Origin of the sequence: Mariniphaga sediminis, assembly GCF_003573545.1 — a bacterium.
Classification (GTDB): Bacteria; Bacteroidota; Bacteroidia; order Bacteroidales; family Prolixibacteraceae; genus Mariniphaga; species Mariniphaga sediminis.
This window is the reverse complement of sequence record NZ_QWET01000006.1, coordinates 133,153-150,687: the sequence shown is the minus strand read 5'-3', so window position 1 is coordinate 150,687 and position 17,535 is coordinate 133,153. Positions and strand designations below refer to the sequence as shown.

At 42.9% G+C, this 17,535-nt stretch carries 16 protein-coding genes; 11 read left to right on the top strand and 5 right to left on the bottom strand.

What is annotated here, in order from left to right; all coding sequences use genetic code 11:
- Nucleotides 1–84 precede the first annotated feature (84 nt).
- Both D1164_RS09675 and D1164_RS09670 read left to right on the top strand, forming a co-directional pair.
- Complete coding sequence (locus tag D1164_RS09675; RefSeq protein ID WP_119349768.1) at nt 85–1,920, top strand: YgiQ family radical SAM protein; 1,836 nt, start codon at nt 85–87, stop codon at nt 1,918–1,920.
- A gap of 123 nt (nt 1,921–2,043) precedes the next feature.
- Entirely contained in the window at nt 2,044–2,796 is a 753-nt protein-coding gene (locus tag D1164_RS09670) for a DUF4197 domain-containing protein (RefSeq protein ID WP_119349767.1), read from the top strand.
- Between the two features lie 82 nt (nt 2,797–2,878).
- On the opposite strand, the gene D1164_RS09665 is transcribed toward D1164_RS09670, so the two are convergent.
- Nucleotides 2,879–3,400 (bottom strand): FKBP-type peptidyl-prolyl cis-trans isomerase, encoded by a 522-nt coding sequence (locus D1164_RS09665; RefSeq protein ID WP_119349766.1) that lies wholly within the window; start codon nt 3,398–3,400, stop codon nt 2,879–2,881.
- A 157-nt stretch (nt 3,401–3,557) separates the two neighbouring features.
- Here D1164_RS09665 and D1164_RS09660 point away from each other — a divergent pair, with 157 nt between their 5' ends.
- Complete coding sequence (locus D1164_RS09660) at nt 3,558–5,576, top strand: thioredoxin domain-containing protein (RefSeq protein ID WP_119349765.1); 2,019 nt, start codon at nt 3,558–3,560, stop codon at nt 5,574–5,576.
- Between the two features lie 61 nt (nt 5,577–5,637).
- Here the strand turns inward: D1164_RS09660 and D1164_RS09655 are convergent, their stop codons facing one another.
- Nucleotides 5,638–6,891 (bottom strand): aminotransferase class I/II-fold pyridoxal phosphate-dependent enzyme, encoded by a 1,254-nt coding sequence (locus D1164_RS09655; protein ID WP_119349764.1) that lies wholly within the window; start codon nt 6,889–6,891, stop codon nt 5,638–5,640.
- Nucleotides 6,892–6,979: 88 nt separating this feature from the next.
- On the opposite strand from D1164_RS09655, the gene D1164_RS09650 reads away from it, so the two are divergent.
- The 5 genes from D1164_RS09650 (at nt 6,980) to D1164_RS09635 (ending at nt 9,953) form a co-directional block, all read left to right on the top strand.
- Nucleotides 6,980–7,837: an outer membrane protein assembly factor BamD gene (locus tag D1164_RS09650; protein ID WP_241558275.1), complete on the top strand. Its 858-nt coding sequence runs from the start codon at nt 6,980–6,982 to the stop codon at nt 7,835–7,837.
- A gap of 3 nt (nt 7,838–7,840) precedes the next feature.
- Nucleotides 7,841–8,173 carry a DNA-directed RNA polymerase subunit omega gene (locus tag D1164_RS09645; protein ID WP_119349763.1) on the top strand — a complete coding sequence of 111 codons (333 nt, stop codon included), beginning with the start codon at nt 7,841–7,843 and terminating at the stop codon, nt 8,171–8,173.
- A gap of 14 nt (nt 8,174–8,187) precedes the next feature.
- Nucleotides 8,188–8,748: a flavoprotein gene (locus D1164_RS24025; RefSeq protein WP_241558274.1), complete on the top strand. Its 561-nt coding sequence runs from the start codon at nt 8,188–8,190 to the stop codon at nt 8,746–8,748.
- On the top strand, nt 8,721–9,416 hold the full coding sequence (locus tag D1164_RS24020; protein ID WP_317126926.1) for a phosphopantothenoylcysteine decarboxylase: 696 nt from the start codon (nt 8,721–8,723) through the stop codon (nt 9,414–9,416). The genes D1164_RS24025 and D1164_RS24020 overlap by 28 nt, the downstream gene beginning before the upstream one ends.
- Before the next feature lie 153 nt (nt 9,417–9,569).
- Entirely contained in the window at nt 9,570–9,953 is a 384-nt protein-coding gene (locus tag D1164_RS09635; protein ID WP_119349762.1) for a hypothetical protein, read from the top strand.
- Between the two features lie 65 nt (nt 9,954–10,018).
- Here D1164_RS09635 and ribH read toward each other — a convergent pair whose 3' ends face one another.
- Together ribH and D1164_RS09625 are read right to left on the bottom strand one after the other, a co-directional pair.
- Nucleotides 10,019–10,507 carry a 6,7-dimethyl-8-ribityllumazine synthase gene (ribH, locus tag D1164_RS09630; protein ID WP_119349761.1) on the bottom strand — a complete coding sequence of 163 codons (489 nt, stop codon included), beginning with the start codon at nt 10,505–10,507 and terminating at the stop codon, nt 10,019–10,021.
- 55 nt (nt 10,508–10,562) lie between these two features.
- Nucleotides 10,563–11,249 (bottom strand): tetratricopeptide repeat protein, encoded by a 687-nt coding sequence (locus tag D1164_RS09625; protein ID WP_119349760.1) that lies wholly within the window; start codon nt 11,247–11,249, stop codon nt 10,563–10,565.
- 178 nt (nt 11,250–11,427) lie between these two features.
- On the opposite strand from D1164_RS09625, the gene recF reads away from it, so the two are divergent.
- A complete protein-coding gene (gene recF / locus D1164_RS09620) occupies nt 11,428–12,534 on the top strand; it encodes a DNA replication/repair protein RecF (protein WP_119349759.1) in 1,107 nt (368 codons plus the stop codon).
- Nucleotides 12,531–12,821: a DUF721 domain-containing protein gene (locus D1164_RS09615; RefSeq protein WP_119349758.1), complete on the top strand. Its 291-nt coding sequence runs from the start codon at nt 12,531–12,533 to the stop codon at nt 12,819–12,821. The genes recF and D1164_RS09615 overlap by 4 nt, the downstream gene beginning before the upstream one ends.
- 72 nt (nt 12,822–12,893) lie before the next feature.
- On the opposite strand, the gene D1164_RS09610 is transcribed toward D1164_RS09615, so the two are convergent.
- Entirely contained in the window at nt 12,894–15,050 is a 2,157-nt protein-coding gene (locus D1164_RS09610) for an elongation factor G (protein WP_119349757.1), read from the bottom strand.
- Between the two features lie 125 nt (nt 15,051–15,175).
- Between D1164_RS09610 and D1164_RS09605 the strand changes: the two genes are divergently transcribed.
- Nucleotides 15,176–17,500 (top strand): TonB-dependent receptor, encoded by a 2,325-nt coding sequence (locus D1164_RS09605; RefSeq protein ID WP_119349756.1) that lies wholly within the window; start codon nt 15,176–15,178, stop codon nt 17,498–17,500.
- Nucleotides 17,501–17,535: the final 35 nt, after the last annotated feature.

Here is a 17,535-nt window from a genome sequence, read left to right as displayed (position 1 = left end):
GAAAACCTGTAAAAATCCGAAAAGCAAAAATAGTATGTTTTTTTATCAAAACCGGAAATAATTTACTATTCTTGGCGGGAAATTATGGTAAAGAGCTTAGAAAATTACAACCAATGGTTGCCCACTACGCAGAAAGAGATTAAAATGCAGGGGTGGGACCAGCCCGATGTTATTCTTTTTACGGGCGATGCATACATTGATCATCCTTCTTTTGGAGCGGCCATTATTGGAAGGATTTTAGAAGCAGAGGGACTAAAGGTCGCCATTGTGCCGCAACCAAACTGGCAGGACGATTTGCGTGACTTTAAAAAACTGGGGAGCCCCCGTTTATTTTTTGCCGTAACCGGAGGAAATATGGATTCGATGGTGAACCACTATACCGCCAATAAGCGGCGTCGATCCAATGATGCCTACACTCCTGGTGGCAGAACGGGACAGCGACCCGATTATGCTTCCATTGTTTATTCCAATATTCTGAAAAAACTTTTCCCTGAAGTGTCGCTGATCATTGGTGGCATAGAAGCTTCCCTACGCCGTTTGACTCATTACGATTATTGGTCGGACAAACTTATGCCCTCTATCCTGGTGGAGTCTGGTGCTGACCTGCTTTTTTACGGGATGGGTGAAAAGGCCATCGTAGAATTTGCCCGGCTTGTGCAGCGGGGTGTGCCGGTAGAAAATCTGACCACAATTCCGCAAACTGTTTTTTGCGTGGAGGAGGATGCCCGGTATGCAACCAAAAAAGAGTGGGACGAACTGGAACTTGCCTCTCATGAAGATTGCCTGGCAGATAAGAAAAAATTTGCCCGGAATTTTATGCACATTGAAGAGGAATCGAATAAGATGGAGGCTAAAAAGCTTGTGCAGCGGGTTGGAAACAGGAAAGTAGTAACGAATCCGCCATGGCCTGTCTTTTCGGAACAGGAGATAGACCGTGTGTATGATCTTCCTTACACCCGGTTACCCCACCCGCGGTACAAAGGCAAAGGGAGTATCCCTGCTTATGAAATGATCCGCCATTCTGTGAATATTCATCGCGGTTGTTTTGGTGGGTGTACATTTTGTACCATTTCCGCCCACCAGGGAAAATTTATTGCCAGCCGTTCTGAAAAATCCATATTGAAAGAGGTGGAAAAAGTAACCCAAATGCCCGATTTTAAAGGGTATATTTCCGACCTCGGCGGTCCTTCCGCCAACATGTATAAAATGAAGGGAATCTATGAAGATATTTGCCGAAAATGCAAACGTCCTTCATGTATATTTCCGACCGTTTGTAAAAATCTGGACACGAGCCATAAACCCATGCTCGATTTATATGAAAAGGTCAGACAAAACCCGAATATAAAAAAAGCATTTGTCGGAAGTGGAATCCGTTATGATCTGATTTTGGAGAAAACCGGAAATGAAGAAACTGATAAAACGAACCGGGAATATTTACGTGAGGTGATTGAACACCATGTTTCAGGCCGGCTAAAGGTGGCTCCGGAACATACCTCCGACGAAGTGCTGAAGTTTATGCGGAAACCTTCGTTTAAGCTTTTTGAAGAACTGAATGAAGAATTTAAAAAAATAAACAGGGAGAAAAATCTGGATCAGCAACTTGTTCCGTATTTTATTTCAAGTCATCCGGGGAGCAAGTCTGAAGATATGGCCAACCTGGCTATTCAAACGAAAAATCTGGATTTCAGGCTGGAGCAGGTTCAGGATTTTACTCCTACACCCATGACGCTGGCAACGGTTATTTACTATTCCGGTTATCATCCTTACACGATGGAGAAAGTTTATACTGCCCGCAGCCAAAATGAAAAACGCGAACAGCGAAAGTTTTTTTTCTGGTATAAGCGTGAATACCGAAAGGCCATCATCCGGGATTTAAAATCGCAGGGTAGGCAGGATATGATAAAAAAAATATTTCGCTGATTCGGGGGAATGCATCTCATGTCAGATAATTTCTTCGCTAACTCCAGCCAGATTCTTTTTTACACGAAAAGCAGGTTTTCGGTTTAATCTCATTATTTTTATCGTTCAAAAAAACAGATTGAAATGAAGAAATTGGTACCAGTCTTATTTATTTTATTCATTTTTTCATCGTGTGCCGAACTCGTGCAGATAGCACAGCAAACCCTCGATGAAGAAAGGCCCCTGACTCAATCGGAGATTGCGGGTGGGCTAAAAGAGGCGCTCATAGTAGGAACCGGTAAATCCGTTGATATTCTGGGTATCACCGATGGATATTATAAAGATGAAATGGTGAAAATTTTGTTGCCGCCGGAAGCTGAGATTATCACTAAAAATATTGGGAAGGTGCCCGGAGGCGAAAAGTTGCTCGAAGATGTTTTACTTCGGATTAACCGTGCTGCTGAAAATGCTGCATCGGAAGCCAAGCCTATTTTTGTAAACAGCATTAGAAGTATGACCATTAGCGATGCAGTGGGTATTTTAAAGGGCGAAAACAATGAGGCTACGCAGTACCTGCACCGCACTGCCTATAACAATTTATTCGATCTCTACAGACCAAAGATTCAGGCTTCGCTTGATAAAAAGCTGGTAGGAAATGTGTCAACATCACAAAGTTGGAATACACTCGTTGGAAAGTGGAACGAACTGGCCGGTTCTGTGTTGGGACAGGTGGCCGGATTAAAACCGGTTGATGTCAGCCTTGACGAGTACCTGACAGGAAAAGCCCTCGATGGTTTGTTTCTGAAAATTGAAGCGGAAGAACAGAAGATTCGGGAAAACCCGGCAGCCAGGGTCACTGGTTTACTTAAACGGGTTTTTGGTTCGGTTGATGTGTGAAATCTGCCGCAGCCAAAGAGAAAAGACCCGAACAGCCGGTAAATTTGCAGGATTCAAATCAGGTTCTGTAAATGATTTACTTTTAGAGTTTGGGCTTTAGTTCGTTTAAGGTGGCTCTGTAAACCAAAGTGGTATAAGGCGGAACGTTGGCCGTTCCCCTGGAGCCGTAAGCTAAGTCAGACGGAACATATATTTCAATTTCCCCTCCTTCGTTTACATGTCCGATACCATCTATCAGCCCGATAACTTCATGGACTTCTTTTTTTAGCATGTAGTTAAAATTCCAGATTTTTCCCGGATATATATCTCTGGAATCTTCAAATTTGGCTCCATTGGGTAAAAAACCAATGTATGATACTGAACATGAATCTCCGGCCTTTGGAAAAGGCCCTTCCCCCTCTTTTCTTATGATGTAGAAAACAGATAAATCAGTGGTGTCAATATCCTCCCCATCGTTTTCCAGCATTCTGATAAGCGAATCCAGTTCAGCCATTTCGATCTCTCTGGTACGAGGTGTTTTTTCTTCTTCTGAACAGGAAACAGCGCCTCCCAAAAGTAAAACTCCCAAAATGAGGAGTGGAATATTTATCAAAAGTTTTTGCATTGTTCGATACTTTTTAGGCCCGAAAGTTACAATTTTCAGTGAATATGACAATCATTCCCTGACAAAGGAGTTGAGTACTTTACCCAGGCAGGTAAAACTTTAGGCTATTTTTATTGTTTTGAAGAGTAGAACGAGTTTTCAAAATACATTCACCAAAATGGAACAACATACCAATGCTTTAGCGTATTCCACTTCGCCTTATCTTTTGCAACATGCCCACAATCCGGTAAACTGGTATCCGTGGGATGAAAGTCTGATAAAAAAAGCGCAGGAGGAGAATAAATTACTTCTGGTAAGTATCGGTTACTCTGCCTGTCACTGGTGTCACGTTATGGAACACGAGAGTTTTGAAGACGAGCAGGTTGCCAGGGTGATGAATGAACATTTTGTTTGTATCAAGGTGGACAGGGAAGAACGTCCGGATGTGGATCAATATTACATGACCGCTGTTCATCTGATGGGCCGGCAGGGAGGCTGGCCGCTCAATGTAATTGCTTTGCCTGATGGCCGGCCTGTTTGGGGCGGGACCTATTTCCCGAAAGAGACGTGGATAAACAATATTCTGGCAGTGTACCGATTTTGGAATGAAAACCGGGAGAAGACCCTGGAATACGCCCAAAACCTTCAGGAGGGGATTGGACAGGTTTCGTTTCCGGGAGTAGTAGAAAATGAAATACCTGTTGATAGTAAATTGATAAACATGGGAGTGGATAGCTGGAAAGAACATTTTGATTCTGAAAACGGGGGAAGGGAAGGGTACCCTAAATTTCCCATGCCTGTGAATCTCGATTTTTTGTTGTACTACGGATTCATAACAAAAGATAAGAAGGTGCTTGACTTTATAAATCTTACCCTTGTAAAAATGGCCCGTGGCGGGATTTATGATCAGGCAGGTGGGGGCTTTGCCCGCTATTCGGTAGACGACAAGTGGAAGGTGCCTCATTTTGAAAAGATGTTGTACGATAATGGTCAGCTGCTCAGCGTTTACTCCAGAGGTTACCAGTTGTTTAAAGAGGAAGAGTATAAATCAGTGGTTTATGAAACGGTCCGTTTTATCGAACAGGATTTGATGGATGAAACAGGAGCGTTTTATTCATCGCTTGATGCTGACAGTGAAGGAGAAGAAGGGAAATTTTACGTTTGGAAATTATCTGAATTAAAAGATCTTTTGAACGAAGATTTTGATTTGTTTGCACGCTATTTTAACATCAACTCAAAAGGATTTTGGGAACAGGGAAATTATATTTTGTTACGCGATAATTCCGATTCAGACTTTGCCCGGGAACATGGGTTAACCCTTGCGGAATTAAAAGAAAAAGTAGGATACTGGAAAAAGCTTTTGCTCAAGGCCCGCAGTAAAAGGGTTCGACCGGGACTTGACGACAAAACGCTTGCCTCCTGGAATGCGTTGGTCATTCAGGGGTTAGCCGATGCATACAAAGCTTTTGGCGATGAGAAGTTTAAAACTCTTGCGTGGAAAAATGCCCGTTTTTTGGTAGAGAATATGATGGATCCGGATGGCGCACTGTTTCATTCCTGGAAACAGGGACGAAAATCGGTTGACGGATTCCTGGAAGATTATGCGCTGGTTATCCGGGCGTTTATCTCTCTGTTTGAAATTTCGGGGCAACAGGATTGGTTACATACTGCAGAACAATTGGTTGAGGATTCCTTTAATAGATTTTATGACAAGGAATCAGGTCTGTTTTGGTTCTCATCAAAAGAGAAAGAATCAGTTACAACCAATTTTTTTCAACTGGAGGACAATGTCATCCCGGCGGCCAACTCAGTTATGGCCAATAACCTTCACAAATTGTATCTTATGTTGGGCAAATCCGAATATCTTTCGGTAGTACAAAAAATGCTTCAACATATTACGCCACAATTTTCTAAATATCCCCAGGCTTTTGCCAATTGGGGAAAGCTGATGTTAAAACTTACAACGTCTTATTTTGAGATTGCCATATGCGGTGAGGATGCGGAAAAAAGATTTTTGGAAATGCAAACTGATTTTCACCCCAATGTGCTTTGGGCATTTTCTCACGGAAAAAGTAAAGTGCCGTTGTTGGAGGGACGGTATGTCAAGAATAAAACACTGATTTATGTTTGCCGGGATGGGAGTTGTCAATTGCCCGAAGAAGTGGTGGATTTGGCCATAAATCAACTCGTGGGTTAACTTTTACGGTAACAAAAAAGCAGGGTAGCTACCCTGCTTTTTTGTTCAGGAAATATATTGTTTACATATCTACTTCTACTTTTGCAAATTCTGTTTTGGAATATTTGCCACCCTCCAGTTTTTTTCTTACTTCTTTAAAGGCGTTTACAGTATAATTGACATCCTCAACCGAATGCATCGAAGTGGGAATAAGTCGCAGAATGAGTTCCCCTTTTGGAATAACCGGGTAAACTACAATAGAGCAGAATACTCCATAATTCTCCCTCAGGTCATATACCATATTCGTGGCTTCTGCCGGTCCGCCCTGCATATAAACCGGGGTTACCGGTGAATTGGTTTTGCCCAGGTTGAACCCGGCTTCTTTTAATCCAGACTGCAGTGCATTGACAACTGTCCATAGTTTTTCCCGTAATTCAGGCATAGAACGAAGCATTTCGAGCCTTTTCAGGGCGCCAATTACCATGGGCATCGGCAATGATTTGGCAAATGTTTGTGAGCGCATGTTGTAGCGAAGGTAATAACACACATCGGTTTCGCCGGCAACAAAACCTCCAATGCCGGCCATGGCTTTTGCAAATGTTCCGAAGTGCAGGTCAACCTGATCCGAAACACCAAAAAACTCGGGTGCACCGGCGCCTGTTTTTCCCATAACTCCAAAACCGTGGGCATCGTCAACCAGTAACCTGAACTGGAATTCTTCTTTTAATTTTACAATTTCATCCAGTTTTCCGAGGTCTCCCGACATTCCGAATACTCCTTCCGTAATAACAAGAATTCCGCCTCCCTGTTTTTGAGCCAGTTTGGTCGCCCGCTCCAATTGTTTCCGCAGGTTTTCCATATTGTTGTGAGGATACACAAACCGTTTGCCCATGTGCAGGCGCACCCCGTCGAGAATGCAGGCATGTGCTTCAGAATCATACACGATTACATCATTCCGTCCGCAAACTGCATCAATAATGGATACCATACCCTGGTAACCATAATTGAGAAGGAATGCATCCGGTTTACCAACAAAAGATGCCAGTTCCCTTTCCAACTCCTCATGTTTCGAAGTTTGCCCCGACATCATCCGGGCCCCCATCGGATAAGCCAATCCATATTGGGCGGCAGCCTCGGCATCCACCTTTCTTACTTCGGGATGGTTGCCCAGTCCCAGATAGTTGTTTAAACTCCAGGTTAGCACTTCTTTGCCCCTGAACTTCATGCGCGCGTTGATCTCACCTTCCAGTTTTGGGAATGCAAAGTAGCCATGTATTTTACTCATGTGCTGACCAATATCCCCCTGGTTGGCCCTGAATTTTTGAAATATATCCACGACTCGAAAGTTTAAAGATTTTATGAGTGCAAATGTAAACTTTTTTAAAACTTTGACAAATGTGTTAAATTCATCTAATTGGATTTACATGTATCTAAAAAAAGGTTATTTTTGCGCCATGTTTATGAAAACGAGAATTTTTACTATAAGTTTTATCGTAGTGCTGATGGTTTCAGCTTGCGGTGATTACAATAAAATCCTGAAAAGTACCGACTATGAGTTTAAGTACAAAAAGGCGGTCGAGTATTATGAAGAGGGTGAGTTTGTTAGAGCCGGAACTCTTTTTCAGGAGTTGGTGAATATATATCGGGGAACCAGTAAGGCGGACCAGATATATTACTTTTACGCTAAAAGTACGATGGGGCAAAAGGATTATATGATGGCGACCCATTATTTTAGATCATTGCTGAAAGAGTTTCCCGGAAGTGAGTATGCGGAAGAAGCTCAGTTTATGGTGGGGTATTGTAATTACCTGCTGTCGCCAAAACCCCGTCTCGACCAGTCGGTTACAAAAGAAGCGATAGAGTCACTTCAACTGTATATTAACCTTTATCCATACAGCGACAGGGTGGATGAAGCCAACCGCCTTATTGACGAACTTCGGGATAAATTGGTGTACAAGTCTTATTTAAACGCCAGGCTTTATTATGATTTTGATAATTATAAGGCAGCCGTTGTGGCTCTTGAAAATGGCCTGAGGGATTACCCCGACAGCAAGTACCGCGAAGAGTTGATGTATATGTTACTCAAATCGAAGTACCTTTTGGCTGTCAACAGTGTACAGGAGAAAAAAACAGAACGGCTCTCAAGCGCATTGGACGAGTATTTTTCTTTTGTGGATGAGTTCCCTGAAAGTAAGCACCGGAAGGAAGTGGACAGGTTTTACGAAACGGTCGCTGATTTATTGAATTACAACGAACAACAACAAGAAACAAATATTTACTAGAAAATGGATTATAAAAAAACAAAAGCAGCCCCGACTACGGTCCCACGTGATCTTGAAGTTTTGTCGGATGAAACCGGTAACATTTATGAAACCGTGATGATTCTGGCTAAAAGGGCAAACCAGATTTCTTCCGAATTGAAAGAAGAGTTGAACCAGAAGTTGCAGGAGTTTGCATCTTATACCGATAATCTGGAAGAAATTTTTGAAAACCGGGAACAAATTGAGATTTCCAAATTTTACGAACGTCTCCCGAAACCAACGCTCATTTCTTTCCAGGAATTGGAAGAAGGACAGATTTACCACCGGAATCCGGCACGCGAGAGTAAACAGAATTAGCATTTTCAGAACCCATGAGGCTTCAGGGGAAAAAAATAATATTGGGAATTACCGGAAGCATTGCTGCCTATAAGGCAGCTTTTCTTTTACGGTTGCTGGTAAAAGAAGGCGCCGAGGTGCAGGTGGTTATTACACCGGCCGGGAAGGAATTTATCACACCGGTAACCCTTTCTGCTTTGTCGGGGAGGCCGGTTATCAGTGAATTTTTTGGTTCTTCTGATGGCTCCTGGCACAGTCATGTTGATTTAGGGCTTTGGGCAGATGCCATGCTGGTTACCCCGGCCACTGCCTCTTCTCTTGGGAAAATGGCTAACGGCATTGCTGATAATATTCTGATTACCACTTACCTTTCGGCAAAATGTCCGGTTTTTATCGCCCCCGCGATGGATTTAGACATGTTCACACATCCTTCTACCCAAAAAAATATTTCTGTTTTAAAAGAATACGGGAATATTTTACTTGATCCTGCTGTAGGGGAGCTTGCCAGTGGTCTGGAAGGAAAAGGGAGAATGGAAGAGCCTGAAAATATTCTCGAAAAATTGGTTGAATTCTTCAGCCAAAAAAAAAACTGCTGAATAAAAAAATTCTTGTTACCGCCGGTCCTACCTTTGAGAAATTAGACCCGGTACGTTTCCTCGGGAATTATTCTTCCGGGAAAATGGGGTATGCCATTGCTGAAGAATTGGCCAGGCAGGGAGCAAAGGTTGTTCTTGTCTCGGGGCCTGTGGCTGTCTCTACCCGCAAAGAAGGAATTGAAGTTCTTCCGGTTGAATCGGCCGCAGAAATGTATCAGGCCTGCGTGACACATTTTCCCCATTGCGACGGAGCAGTTATGGCTGCTGCGGTAGCCGATTTTACCCCGGCCAATCCTGATTCCCAAAAAACAAAACGCGGCAAAAAAAATCTGACCATTGAACTGCAACCAACCAAAGATATTGCAGCCGCTTTGGGGCAAATGAAGAAGGCACGTCAATTGCTGGTGGGATTTGCCCTCGAAACCACAGATGAACTTGCCAATGCCCAAAAGAAGCTGGAAAAGAAAAACCTCGATTTTATCGTACTGAACTCGCTCAACGATAAAGGCGCCGGGTTTGGTGGTGATACCAACAAAATTACCCTCCTTGGAAAAAACAACAGACGGAAAGCATTTGAGCTAAAGTCGAAAAAGGAAGTAGCGGCAGATATTGTCGAAATGATGATTTCGTTTTTCTCCAAAAATACAACAGATCTTTTTTACGATTAGCCGGAAGGTTTGTATCTGATTGACAGACAGGGGTGTCTTTTCTGACAACCTGAATCATTTTTTTTTACTTTTTGTGTTGAACTTTTTTTCAAGTACTGTTAAACTTTTTTTATTGGTGCGCGTCAAAGGCGTATTAATTTTAAAAAAGCTGCGATGAAAAAAATTGGAACAATGTTGATGTCTTTGATGCTGATTGCCATGGTTGGTTTGGCCCAGCCCGGACAGCGGAGCATGAACCCCGAGGAAATGGCAAAGCGCCAGACAGCGCAAATTAAAGAGGCTGTTGGCCTTGATGAAAAACAGGAAAAACAGGTGTATGAATTAAATCTCGAAACAGGGAAAAAGATGCGGGCCTTGCGTGAAGAAATGCAAGGCGGGGCTCCTGACGGAATGCGTGAAAAAATGCGCGAAATCAGGGAAGGGCAGGATGAAAAGATGAAGGAAATTCTTTCCGAAGACCAGTGGAAAAAATATGAAAAATTTCAGGAAGAAAGAAGGGCGCGTTGGAGAGACCGGCGTCCCGGGGGAAGAAGGTAGTTTTCAATATTAATTATTTTGGTGTTTTAGAGAGGGCTTGTTGTTAAAAATGAGCCCTCTTGTTTTTAGTCTGAAAAGTTTTGTTTCAGATGAACCATTTTAATGGCTGTTACGGCAGCTTCATCACCTTTGTTCCCATGCTTTCCTCCCGCACGATCTTTGGCCTGCTGCTCGTCGTTGGTTGTCAGAACACCAAAAATAAAAGGCTTGTTGTATTTCAGGTTTAAATCAATGGTTCCCTGGGTTACTCCGTCGCAAATATAGTCGAAGTGGCGGGTTTCACCCTGAATTACGCAACCAAGTAAAATAATGGCATCTACATTTTCCATCTCGGCAAAATACTGCGCCCCCAAAGGTAACTCAAAAGTTCCGGGCACATATTTAACCCGTATGTTTTCATCGGTTGCCCCGTGTTTTTTTAGCGTGTTTACCGCTCCGTTGGCAAGCGCCGAGGTTATTTCAAAGTTCCATTCGGCTACCACAATTCCAAAACGCATATTTTCGGCAGAAGGTACAGATTCAATATCGTATTGTGAGAGGTCTTTTGTTGCCATTTTTTATTAAAGAAAAGCCCCTCGCAGGGAGGGGCAGATATTTTAAAAAAGTTATTTATCCCAGTTTTATTTCAACCCTTGCAATATAACGGTCAGCATTTTGTCCTTCCGTTGTATCCGGATATTTGCTTTTAATTTCTTTGTAAAGGGCAAGGGCATCTTCCAACTCATCCATCGATTCCAGCAGTTTGGCTGCCTTCATCATATAAACCGGACTTGTTAATTCATTATCGCTTATCGAGTAAGCTTTTTTATAATGATTTAAAGCGCCGTCCGTGTCGCCCAGTTCGAGCTTTGCATCTCCTTTGGCTCCTTCAGCAATAGGCTTCAGTAAAATGTCTTTTGTTTTGAAGTCGCCCAGGTAATCCAGTGCATCTTCATATTGTCCGAGGTACAGATACGAGATTCCGGTGTAATATTTTGCCAGGTTGGCAGACTTCGTCATCCCGTAATCATCGATTATATCCAGAAACCCAAGGTAGTTACCGTCGCCATTAATGGCAAGATTGAAAGAGTCTCGTTCAAAATAGTTCTCAGCCATAAACATTTGCGATTGCGCTTCTTTATTACGGGGTTGCATATAAAATTTGCTAAACCCCAGATAAGCAACTGTAATTAAAACAATGGCACCCACTATATAAGTGATTGTTTTTTGGTTATTTTCAATAAAATGTTCCGTTTTTGTTAGTGCGCTCTCCAGTTCCTGCAGATTATCGGCTTGTTGAGCATTCTTCTTTGCCATGTCGTTCGTTTTCAAAATTGTGCCGCAAAAATAGCTTTTTTTTATAAACTGAATCGAAAATAGAACTATAATTTTGAACTTTAATCCTTAGGAGAATGTATATTTTCAAATTTACCGGCAGTTATTCGCTGCCCGGCGTTTTTTGGTTAGTTTTGTATTTTGAACAGGAGGTTTGTGTATGTATGTTGAAGAAATTTCCATTGTGAATTTTAAAAACCTGAAAGATATTCAGGTATCCTTCTCTCCGCGGCTCAATTGTTTGATAGGAAATAATGGCGCGGGGAAAACCAATTTACTCGATGCCGTTTATTATCTTTCTTTTTGCAAGAGCTTTTTCAATTCGGTTGACCAACTGAATATTAATCACGATGAAAATTTTTTTATACTCAATGGAAATTACCGACGGCTCGATTCTTCTGAAGTTATTTCCTGCGGATTACAAAAAGGCCAGAAAAAGCAGTTTAAACGCAATTCAAAAGTGTATAAAAAGCTGATGGAACATATTGGCTTGCTGCCATTGGTTATGATAACCCCGTCGGACACAAACCTGATTCTTGGCGGTAGCGACGAACGCCGTAAGTTTATGGATGGCGTGATTTCACAATACAATCAAAATTACCTGGACGATTTGCTGAAATACAACCGGGCCTTACAGCAACGCAACAACCTGCTGAAACATTTTTCGGTCGAAAGGTATTTTGATGCCGAGTTGCTTTCCATCTGGGACAGCCAGCTTGCAGACTACGGAACCCGTATCCATTCCGAACGCCAGGTTTTTGTAGAAAAACTGGTGCCTGTTTTTCAGGAATATTATTCCTTTATTTCACAGGGAAATGAGCAGGTAGGACTAATTCACCAATCGGATTTGTATGAAAACAGCCTGGAAAATCTGTTGAAAGAAGCGTTGCCGGCTGACAGGGCAGCGCAATATACCACCGTTGGGATTCATAAAGATGAATTGGTTTTCAAAATTGGGGAATACCCGATAAAAAAACTGGGGTCGCAGGGACAGAAAAAGACCTTCCTGGTAGCGCTGAAGCTGGCTCAATACGAATTTATCCGGGAAATAGCAGGAATGACCCCCATTTTGTTGCTCGACGATATTTTCGATAAGCTTGACCGGCACAGGGTGGAGCAAATTGTAAAGGTTGTTTCGGGTGACGATTTTGGGCAAATTTTTATTACGGATACAAACCGGGAACATCTCGATGCAATCATAAAAAAAATGAATGCTGATTTTCGGATTTTTAAGGTGAACTCAGGAATTGTAGAAACGCTGGTATGAGAAAAAGTAATACACAATCATTGGGCGATGTGCTGCGCGAGTATATCCGTGAAATGCACATGGAAAAGAAGTTGAAGGAAGTGGATGTGGTTCAGTCGTGGGAAACATTGCTGGGAAAAACCATCGCCAGTTACACCCGTAACATATACTTGTCCAAAGGAATTTTATACGTAGAAATCAGTTCCTCAGTGGTAAAAAATGAACTGATTATGATGCGGGAAGAAATCCGGTCCCGTCTCAACGAACTGGCAGGAGACGAGATGATAGAAAAGATTGTTTTTAAATGACATAAAAAAACCCTGATCCTTTCGAACCAGGGCTTTTGGTTATAGTAAAATGGATTAGAAAATGGTCTTGGTTTATTCTTCGTCCTGCTCAGCTTCATAAGCTTTTAACAGCTCATCCTGAACTTCTGCAGGTACTTTTTCATATCCGTCAAATGCAATGTTGAAAACGCCCCGGCCTCCGGTAATGGAGCTCAGCGAGGTTGCATATCTGTACATCTCTTTCTGTGGAACTTTGGCGCTGATTTTTTCCATGCCTCTTTCCGAGCCCATGCCCATAATCATAGCGCGTCGTCCTTGCAGGTCGCTCATTGTGTCTCCCATCCGGTCAGAAGGAACCCAAACTTCGAGGTTACAAATCGGCTCCAGAATTTTTGGTCCGGCAATTTTAAATGCTTTGCTGAAAGCATTCCGCCCGGCAAGTTTAAACGAAATTTCATTGGAATCTACCGGGTGCATTTTTCCGTCGTATACATACACGCGAATGTCACGGGCGTAAGAACCGGTCAGCGGTCCTTCTTCCATTTTTTCCATGATTCCTTTCAATATGGCAGGCAGGAAACGTGCGTCAATGGAACCACCGACGATGCAGTTGGTAAAAATGAGTTTACCACCCCAGGGAAGTTTGTGTTCCTGTACATCGCGGACGGACATTTTATATTCTTTATCGGCAATTTTAAAGGCTGTTTTCGGTTCTGAGCCTTCCGAATAAGGTTCGATAATCATGTGCACCTCGCCAAACTGTCCGGCGCCACCCGATTGCTTTTTATGACGGTAGTCAGACTGGGCTGGTTTGGTGATTGTTTCCCGGTACGGAATTTTAGGCTGAATGTAATTTACATCGATTTTGTGAACGTTGTCAAAATACCATTTTAACACATTCATGTGATATTCACCTTGTCCGTGTACCAGCAATTGCTTAAGCTCCTTGGAATATTCAATAACAAATGTGGGATCCTCAAACTTGATCCGGTTTAGTATTTCGCCCATTTTTTCATCGTCCGACTCATTTTCGGCCTTCATGGCAACGGTATGTTTCGATGCCGGGAATTTGATGGGTTCATATTTTGTGTCGGCTTCTTTAGTGGCAAGTGTTTGGTTAAATTTGGTTTCTTTTAGTTTAACCGTACATCCGAGATCTCCGGCAACCAGTTCTTCCACTTTTTCGCGGTTTTTACCTGCCGAGGCAAATACCTGCGAAAGCCTTTCTTTGTTTCCTGATTTGGTATTGATAAGGTCGAGCCCTTCTTTTATTTTGCCCGACATTACTTTGAAATAGGTAATTTCTCCCACATGAGATTCTACAGCTGTTTTGAATACAAACAGACTTGGGCTGTCTGATTCATCCATTTTCAGCTCTTTCCCATCAACCACAGGCCTCATGGGACGTTCTTTTGGATTAGGTGCGTTGTTTGCGATAAATTCCATCAGCCTTTCCACACCCATATCTTTTTTGGCGCAGGTACAGAACACCGGGAGCAGATCGCGCTGCAGCATACCCAGTTTCATCCCTTTACGCATTTCTTCTTCTGAAAGTGAACCTTTGTCGAAATAGAGCTCCATCAGTGCTTCTTCATTTTCGGCTGCCATTTCTACCAGTTCATTGTGCAGTTCTTCTGCTTTGTCTTTTTCCGAATCCGGAATATCCAGTATTTCAGGTTTTCCTCCATTGGGCCCGTATTTGTACATTTTCATTTTCAGCACATCAACGATGGCAGAAAAGTCAGGGCCGGCATCTACCGGGTATTGAACCACGGTTACTTTGTTTCCAAAACTTGCCTTGCACTGTTCCAGGGCAGCGTCAAAATTGGAATTGTCATGATCAAGTTGGTTAAAAACAAACATGAACGGAAGTTCTGCCGTTTCAGTATGGCGCACAGCTGCCACAGTTCCTGACTCCACACCGTTTGTGGCATTCACTGCTACCAGGCATAAATCGGTTACATTTAACGATGATACCACGCCTCCGCACAAATCGTCCATACCGGGAGTATCAAGTATATTTATCTTTACTCCTTTGCATTCAGTATATAATAACGTAGATAGTACGGAGTTGCCATATTCCTGTTCAATAGGGGTATAGTCCGAAACCGTATTTTTTGAGGTTACTTCCCCCCTGCGGTTAATCACTCCACCCTCAAACAGCATGGCTTCTGCAAGGGTGGTTTTTCCACTGCCGGCATTACCTGTTAGTGCAATGTTCCTGATTTGTTCAGTTTTGTAAACTTTCATGTTATTTTTGTTTTTTGATTCATTTTTGGCCCTCTTAACAATTTCCTGGAAAAAAGGTCACCAAAATTAATAATTATTTATTAACGATCAAGTTTATTGTTATTTTTGGCCCCGAATAGATAGACATGCTGAGAAAAATCATTATATTTTTTTGGTTTACTAATTTTCTGTCCCCGTTGGTTGCTCAACCAAAGTATGTACTAAGCGGTAACGTTAGCGATGAGCAAACTGGTGAGAGTCTGATTGGAGCCACCGTGCTGGTCGAAAGTTTGCGAGGTACCGGCGCCGTTTCCAACAATTATGGCTTTTATTCATTGTCGCTGCCGGAAGGGGAGTACACCATTCTTTTTCAGTTTGTAGGATACAAAACGAAGGTAATCCCGATAAAACTTGATGCACACCGGAAGCTGGATATCGAATTGGAAGGAGCTAGTTTTGAGTTGAGCCATGTGGAAGTAAAGAGCCAGCGTGCCGACAGGAATATAACCTCTGTAAATATGGGGAATATACAGATGATACCCGAGCAGATCGAAAGTATTCCGGTGATTTTTGGAGAACCCGATGTGCTGAAAACCATACAGCTGACGCCGGGAGTAAAGCCGGCCGGCGAAGGTAATTCCGGATTTCATGTGCGGGGTGGGGGAATTGACCAAAATCTCATTTTACTTGACGAAGCGCCGGTGTACAGTACATCCCACTTGTTGGGATTTTTTTCGGTCTTCAATTCCGATGCATTGAAAAATGCCAATCTTCTGAAAGGGTCAGTTCCTGCGGAATTTGGCGGCAGGGCTTCATCGGTACTCGATATCCAGATGAAAGAAGGAAACCTGAAAGAATACGGTGTTTCCGGAAACCTGGGGCTGATTTCCTCGAACCTGACGGTAGAAGGGCCGCTGGCAAAGGATAAAAGTTCATTTATGCTTAGTGGCCGGCGTACTTATGCAGACCTGTTCCTGAACTTTTCAAAAGATGACGATATCCGGGATACCTATCTTTATTTTTATGATTTGAACCTGAAGACCAATTACAAACTGAATAAACGCAATCGTATATACCTTTCGGGTTACCTGGGGCGCGACGATTTTGGATACAAAAATGAATTTGGTTTTGACTGGGGAAGCTTGACCGGCACATTGCGTTGGAACCACATTTTCAGCGAACGGTTATTCTCAAATACTTCTCTCATTTTTAGTAACTATTCTTATAATATTTCGGTTAGGCGGGATTTTGATGTGGCCATTCGATCTGAAATAAAGGATTTAAACCTGAAACAGGATTTTTCGTTTTATGCCAACGCTTCCAATACCCTGAAGTTTGGAGCAAATGTGGTGAGTCATACTATTTTGCCCGGAGAGGCTACCGTAAACGAGGGGGCGGTTTTTATTCCTCCTGAAAATATCTCGCGGCGTAATGCGCTGGAATGGGCTGCATATATTTCTAATTCACAAAAGCTGTCTCATAAATTACGATTGTATTACGGTGTCAGGCTGGCGCTGTTTTCCAATATCGGGCCGGGCGAGTTTTACACCTTTGATGAGAACGGGGAACTGGTTGAAACCATTGAAGTGGAAAACCGTGAGTTTTTCAAAACACAGGGAGGATTGGAACCACGCATTTCTGCCAATTTTCTCATCAACGATCAAAGTTCGTTGAAAGCCTCCTACAACCGGATGCACCAGTTCTTACACCTGCTTACCAATACTACCACCACTACACCTACCGATTTGTGGCTGCCAAGCAGCAACAACGTAAAGCCGCAGATTTCCGATCAGGTTTCACTGGGGTATTTCCGGAATTTCAGTAATAACACGTTCGAATCGTCGCTGGAAGTTTATTATAAAGATTTTAAAAACCAGATTGATTATAAAAACGGCGCCGACCTGATTTTTAACTCCACCGTGGAATCGGAACTGGTGTTTGGAAGGGGATGGGCATATGGCGCCGAACTGATGGTAAGACGGAATGTGGGCAGGTTGCACGGGTGGCTCAGTTACACCTGGTCAAAAACCATGCGGCAGTTTGATGAAATCAGCAACGGAAAACCGTTTCCTGCGCGCCACGACAGAACACATGATGTGTCGTTGGTTACAATGTATGACATCACGCCAAAACTGAAACTTTCGGCCACATGGGTATTTTATACCGGAAATGCAGTAACTTTTCCCAGCGGGAAATATGAAATTGACGGGAAAACCATTGGCTACTATACCGAGCGGAACGGTTACCGGATGCCCGATTACCACAGGCTTGATTTGGGATTGGTGTGGTTACGTAAAAAAACAGATAAATTTGAATCAAGCTGGTGTTTCTCAGTGTACAACGCGTACGCCCGTGAAAATGCCTATTTTATTGATTTCAGGACTAAGGAGGATAATCCGGGTGAAACGGAAGCAGTACAGGTTTCTCTGTTTAAGGCCATCCCGTCTGTAAGCTACCGGTTTAAGTTTTAGCAGAAGTTGCCGTTTGCAGTAGTAAAATTGGTCAG